Below are 5,678 nucleotides of genomic sequence, written 5' to 3'. Positions count from 1 at the left end.
GGTCGTGCCGGTCGGCAACGCGGCGATGGCAGATCGCACCTTCATCGAATGGGACAAGGACGATATCGCGGCGCTGGGGTTGATGAAGGTCGATGTGCTGGCGCTCGGTATGCTGACGTGCGTGCGCAAGGCGTTCGATCTCATCGCGCAGCATCATAATCGTCCGCTCACGCTTGCGACGCTGCCGCGCGAGGACAAGGCGACATACGACATGCTGTGCCGGGCGGATTCCATCGGCGTGTTCCAGGTGGAAAGCCGGGCGCAGATGAACATGCTGCCGAGGCTGAAGCCGCGCGAATTCTACGATCTCGTGATCGAGGTCGCGATCGTGCGTCCGGGGCCCATTCAAGGCGATATGGTGCACCCTTATCTCAGGCGCCGCAGTGGGCTCGAGGCCGTGGTCTATCCTTACCCTAAGGGCGGCGACGTAGACGAACTGAGAAACATTCTCGGCAAGACGCTCGGCGTGCCGCTCTTCCAGGAGCAGGCGATGCGCATTGCCATGGTTGCCGCGCAGTTCAACGACAAGGAGGTCAACGAACTCAGGCGCGCGATGGCGACCTTCCGCCGTGTCGGCAAGATCGGGCTGCTCGAAGAGAAGATGGTCTCGCGCATGGCCGCGCGCGGCTATGAGCGTGAATTCGCCGAGCGCTGCTTTTCGCAGATCAAGGGCTTCGGCGAATACGGCTTTCCCGAGAGCCACGCGGCGAGCTTTGCGCTGCTCGTCTATGTGTCCTCGTGGATCAAGTGTCATTATCCAGCGGCGTTCGCGTGCGCGCTGTTGAATTCGCAGCCGATGGGGTTTTACGCGCCGGCGCAGATTGTGCGGGATGCGCGCGAGCATGGCGTCGAGGTGCGTGATGCGGACGTCAATTTTTCCGACTGGGATTGCACGTTGGAGCCCTCGCTCGATGGGCGTGGTCCGGCCTTGCGGCTTGGATTGCGCCTCGTCGATGGCCTTAGCGAAGCCGATGTTCATGAGGTGCCGGACGCCGAACAAAAGCGGGCCCGGAAGTATCCGACGCTCATTCCGGCTATTCCCGATAATCAGAGGCACCGGGTCAACAGAAGATTTCAAAGCATCGCTGATGTTGCCAAGCGCGGCAGTGTCAGCACGCTGGAGAAGCTAGCGGCCGCGGATGCGTTTCGCTCGCTCGGGCTCGATCGCAGGCAGGCGCTGTGGGAAGTGAAGGCGCTCGCGAATGCGCCGCCGTTGCCGCTCTTTTCCTGGAGCGAGACACAGGACACGGGCAAAGAAGCCGAGGTTCAGCTGCCCGAGATGGCGCTGTCGGAACATGTCGTCAACGACTATCAGACGCTGCGGCTATCTCTCAAAGCGCATCCGATGTCGTTTCTGCGCGAAGATTTCCGCCGCGAGCGCGTGCTCTCCTGCAAGGAGCTGGAGCAGGTGAAGAACGGCGCTTTCGTCCGCGTGGCGGGCGTCGTGCTTGTGCGGCAGAGACCGGGAACGGGCAAGGTCGTGTTCATGACGATCGAAGACGAGACAGGCGTCACGAACGCGATCATCTGGCCGAAGATGCTGGAACGCTTTCGCAAGGTCGTGATGACGTCGCGGCTGATCCTGATCGAGGGGCGCGTTCAAAATCAGGCCGAAGAGCACGCCAATATCATTCACGTGGTGTCCACGAAGCTGATCGACAGAAGCGATGAGCTGCTGCGTCTCTCCGAGTGGGCGGCCGATATGAAAGCACCACTTGCGAATGCGGATGAGGTGCTGCATCCCGAGCCCGGTTCCGCGCATCCGAGCCGGAAAGACGACCGCATCCATCCGCGGTTCTCGCGCGAGCCGAAGCCGCATCATCCGCGCAATGTCCGCATCATTCCGAAATCGCGGGACTTCCACTAAATGAAAACATCACCGGGCGGACATCCGCGCGGTGATGCTATTGGTGTTTGAAACCCCTTACTTGCAGGCGAGCTGCGTCGAGCGGCACTGCGTTCCGAACGTGCCCGGCGTGCACGTTGTGTGCACCGTGCCCTTCGCCGTGCGGCCCTTGGCTTCGATGATGTTGGCGAGGCCATGAGTGGACATGATCACCGCGAGATCGTGCGTCAGCCCGTCGCCGATGGCGCCGACGCGCACGCAGTCGCCGGCTTGCGCGGTGGCAGAAAGTGCAAGCATTGCTGCCGCTGCAGTCAGTCCCAATTTCAATGAATGCATTTGCCCCTCCGGCTGATCAGGTTCTTCCCGCGCCGGACGCTATGCGAGCGCGCGCACGAAGGACAGCCGGCCAACGCATGATCTGCGCAATGATCATGCGGTCGTGCCGGAATTGCCACGCGAACCTTACGGATTTGTGATGTTCGAGGGAGGCTCGGATTATTCCGGAGCTTTTTCCGCTATTGAATTCGGCAGCCCTTCGGCACCGAGATAGATGGCGAGAAGCTTCGTCATGACAGCTCCCGTGTTCGTGCCCTGATGCGTTTCGTTGATGGCCTCAGGGAAAGCATCGCCCGGCTTGAAGGTGCGTTTGCCCTGCGGCCCGTAGTCGACCGTCAGCTCTCCCTCCATGATCATTCCGATCACGGGGATGCCGTGCTTGTGCCAGCCCGTCGCAGCGCCCGGCGAGAGATTGACGATGGCGGCGGTGATCTTCGCCGGTGCGCCAACGGGATAGGCGATGGGCTCGCCGACGACGGTTTTCGTCGCTTCAAACAGGGGAACGACACTCACCGAGGGCGCCAGCGCCGTGGCACTCGCCGCGCCGAGAGCGAAGAGCGCAGGTGCGCCCAGTGCGATCAGGACGTTTTTTCTTATGGTAAGAGACATCGTCGGCCCCCATGTTTGCGCCATTGATAGCGTGCCGACCTTAATCTTGCCTTTTGCGGTCCGGCGATAGTCTTATTCGTTCGGCTCACCTGCGGGGATGGAATGAAATTCAGAATCTTGGTTGCGATCTTCTGCTTGCTGGCTGCCGGAGCGGTGTCCGCGCAGGAGTTTCGTCCCGTGCCGGAAGGTGCGTCGGGGAGAGCCGAGAAGGCGCTCGTCACCGCCCGGCAGCACATGGTTGTTGCCGCGGAGCCGCTCGCTGCGCAAGCAGGGCGGGAGATCTTGCGGCAGGGCGGATCGGCGGCGGACGCGGCGATCGCGACGGAACTCGTGCTCGGCCTTGTCGAGCCGCAATCCTCGGGCCTCGGCGGCGGCGCGTTCATCACCTTCTGGGATGCGAAGACGCGCAGCGTTGTGACGTTCGACGGTCGCGAGACGGCGCCCGCTGCGGCGAAGCCCGACCGCTTCATGCGCGACGGCAAGCCGATGGCTTTCGCGGACGCGGTGAACTCGGGCCTCAGCGTCGGCGTGCCCGGGCTCGTGCGCGTGCTGCAGGCGGTGCATGAGAAGTACGGGAAGCTGCCGTGGGCGAAGCTTTTTGAGCCTGCGATAAAACTCGCGGAGGATGGCTTCCCCGTATCGCCGCGGCTTGCCGTGCTGCTTCAGTCGGAAGCGCCGGAGAAATTCGCGCCGGATGCACGCGCCTATTTCTATGAGAACGGCGTCACGCCGCGCGCGGCCGGATCGCTGCTGAAAAATCCGGAATACGCGGCGACGCTGCGCACGCTGGCGGAAAAAGGGCCCGATGCTTTCTACAAGGGTGACATTGCCGATGCGATTGTCACTGCCGTCCATCATGCGCCGACCATACCTGGCGATCTGACTTTGGCCGATCTCGCCGACTACAAAGCGGTGGAGCGTGAACCCGTTTGCTTTTCCTATCGCGGACGGCAAGTCTGCGGCATGGGCCCGCCGTCTTCCGGCGCGCTTACCGTTGGCCAAACGCTGAAGCTGATCGAGCCTTTCAAAGAAGTCCAAGGCGCATCCGCTGCGATGACGGCGCCCGCTTTGCACATCATCGCCGAAGCCGAGAAGCTCGCCTACGCCGATCGTAATATGTACATCGCCGATCCGGACCGCATCGCCGTGCCCACTGGGCTGCTCGATGACGCCTATCTCGCCGAGCGGCGCAAGCTCATCGATCCGAAGAAGGCGATGCTGAAGGCCGAGCCGGGGTTGCCTCCGGGGCTTGCCAAAAAGTCGTTCGGAAAAGATGCGACTTATGAAGTGCCGGGCACGACCCAGGTTTCCATCATCGACAACGAGGGGAACGCCCTCTCAATGACGGCGACGATCGAAAGCGCGTTCGGCTCGCACCTTTGGGCAAAGGGGTTCCTGCTCAACAACGAGCTCACGGACTTCTCGTTTGTACCTGTCGATGCAACTGGTATGACCGCAGCCAACGCGATTGAGGGCGGCAAGCGGCCGCGAAGCTCGATGGCGCCGACGATCGTGCTTGGGCCGGACGGCACGCCCGAGATCGTCACGGGTTCGCCGGGCGGCTCGCAGATCATTCTCTATGTGGTGAAGACGCTTGTCGGGGTGATCGACTGGGGGCTTGATGCCCAACAGGCGGCGGCGCTTGCGAACTTCGGCAGCCAGAACGGGCCGTTCCTGATCGAGTATTCGCTGCCCGTCAATTGGCCGGCCTACGAGCTGACGTCCTACGGGCAGACGGTCCAGGGCGCGACGATGACGTCGGGCGTGCATATGATCGTCCGGCGCAACGGTGTGCTCGAAGGCGGCGCCGATCCGCGGCGTGAGGGTGTCGCTCTCGGCGATTGATGCTAGAGGAGGCGAAACTTCAAAAAGAGTTTCGACCTTGAGCAAACCGTCCATTCTCGTCATCGGCGCCGGCATCTTCGGGCTTTGGCAGGCCTACGCGCTGGCGCGTGCGGGATACTCTGTGCGTTTGATCGAAGAGGGGAGCGATCCGTTCGCCCGATCCTCCAGCCGCTGGGCTGGGGCGATGATTGCGCCGGAATGCGAGGCGGAAGGCGCGCCGCTCAGCGTTCGCGATCTCGGCCGTGAAGGGCTGCGGATTTGGCGCGAGACTTATCCCGGCCTCATGAGTAACGGCACGCTCGTCGTCGCGCATGCGCGGGACGCGGGCGATCTCGCGCGGTTTGCAAAAATGACCGAGGGCCACGCGGCCGTGGGCGGGGCGCGCATCGGAGAACTCGAGCCGTCGATTGCCGGGCGTTTCGAGCGCGGGCTCTTTTTCGAGAGCGAAGCGCACATGGATGCGCGCAAGGCGATGACGTGGCTGCTCGATGAGCTTCGTTCGCTCGGCGCAGATGTTGCGTTCGATACACATTGGGACGGTGCGGCTCACGATATTGCGATCGATTGCAGGGGCATCGGTGCGCGGCAAGATCTTGCAACGCTTAGAGGTGTGCGCGGCGAGCGCGTGCTCATTCAAACGAATGACGTAAGTCTGTCGCGGCCGGTTCGGCTCTTGCATCCGCGGCAGCCGATTTATGTCGTGCCGCAGGGCGACAACCGGTTTGTTGTTGGCGCGACCGTCATCGAGCGGGAAGACGCTGGGCCGATGTCGCTGCGTTCGGCGCTCGATCTGCTTGGGTCGGCCTACGCCCTTCATCCGGCGTTCGGCGAAGCCGCCGTTCTCGACATGGGCGCGGGTGTCAGACCGGCGTTTCCCGATAACGTCCCGCGGATCATCGTCGAAGAGGCAGGCGCCATCATTCGCGTCAACGGCGCCTACCGGCACGGGTTTCTATTGGCTCCGGTGATGGCGCAGGCCCTTGCCGCGTACGTCTCAGACGGCCGGCGTGAGGGGCCGCTGTTCGACGCCGTCTGACGGCTG

At 62.8% G+C, this 5,678-nt stretch carries 5 protein-coding genes; 3 read left to right on the top strand and 2 right to left on the bottom strand.

Features of this window, described 5'->3' with window-relative positions:
* Positions 1–1,867 (top strand): OB-fold nucleic acid binding domain-containing protein (locus VFG26_RS16315; RefSeq protein WP_325027091.1); only part of this gene is annotated, 1,867 nt, incomplete at its 5' end.
* A gap of 57 nt (positions 1,868–1,924) precedes the next feature.
* On the opposite strand, the gene VFG26_RS16310 is transcribed toward VFG26_RS16315, so the two are convergent.
* Positions 1,925–2,182: a hypothetical protein gene (locus tag VFG26_RS16310; RefSeq protein WP_325027090.1), complete on the bottom strand. Its 258-nt coding sequence runs from the start codon at positions 2,180–2,182 to the stop codon at positions 1,925–1,927.
* 159 nt (positions 2,183–2,341) lie between these two features.
* The gene (locus VFG26_RS16305) at positions 2,342–2,791 is read right to left on the bottom strand and encodes a cupin domain-containing protein (RefSeq protein ID WP_325027089.1); all 450 of its coding nucleotides are present in this window, start codon (positions 2,789–2,791) and stop codon (positions 2,342–2,344) included.
* A gap of 102 nt (positions 2,792–2,893) precedes the next feature.
* Between VFG26_RS16305 and ggt the strand changes: the two genes are divergently transcribed.
* Both ggt and VFG26_RS16295 read left to right on the top strand, forming a co-directional pair.
* The gene (gene ggt, locus VFG26_RS16300; protein ID WP_325027088.1) at positions 2,894–4,636 is read left to right on the top strand and encodes a gamma-glutamyltransferase; all 1,743 of its coding nucleotides are present in this window, start codon (positions 2,894–2,896) and stop codon (positions 4,634–4,636) included.
* Positions 4,637–4,673: 37 nt separating this feature from the next.
* The gene (locus VFG26_RS16295; protein WP_325027087.1) at positions 4,674–5,672 is read left to right on the top strand and encodes an FAD-dependent oxidoreductase; all 999 of its coding nucleotides are present in this window, start codon (positions 4,674–4,676) and stop codon (positions 5,670–5,672) included.
* Positions 5,673–5,678 lie beyond the last annotated feature (6 nt).

It is taken from the genome of Hyphomicrobium sp., from assembly GCF_035687085.1.
Lineage (GTDB): Bacteria > Pseudomonadota > Alphaproteobacteria > Rhizobiales > Hyphomicrobiaceae > Hyphomicrobium_B.
Note: the sequence above shows the minus strand (reverse complement) of the source record. Positions and strands in the feature narration are given on the sequence as shown.

Coding starts and splice junctions, on each gene's coding strand:
- VFG26_RS16305 (WP_325027089.1), bottom strand. CDS start 2,791: ATGTCTCTTACCATAAGAAAAAACGTCCTGATCGCACTGGGCGCACCT.
- ggt (WP_325027088.1), top strand. CDS start 2,894: ATGAAATTCAGAATCTTGGTTGCGATCTTCTGCTTGCTGGCTGCCGGA.
- VFG26_RS16310 (WP_325027090.1), bottom strand. CDS start 2,182: ATGCATTCATTGAAATTGGGACTGACTGCAGCGGCAGCAATGCTTGCA.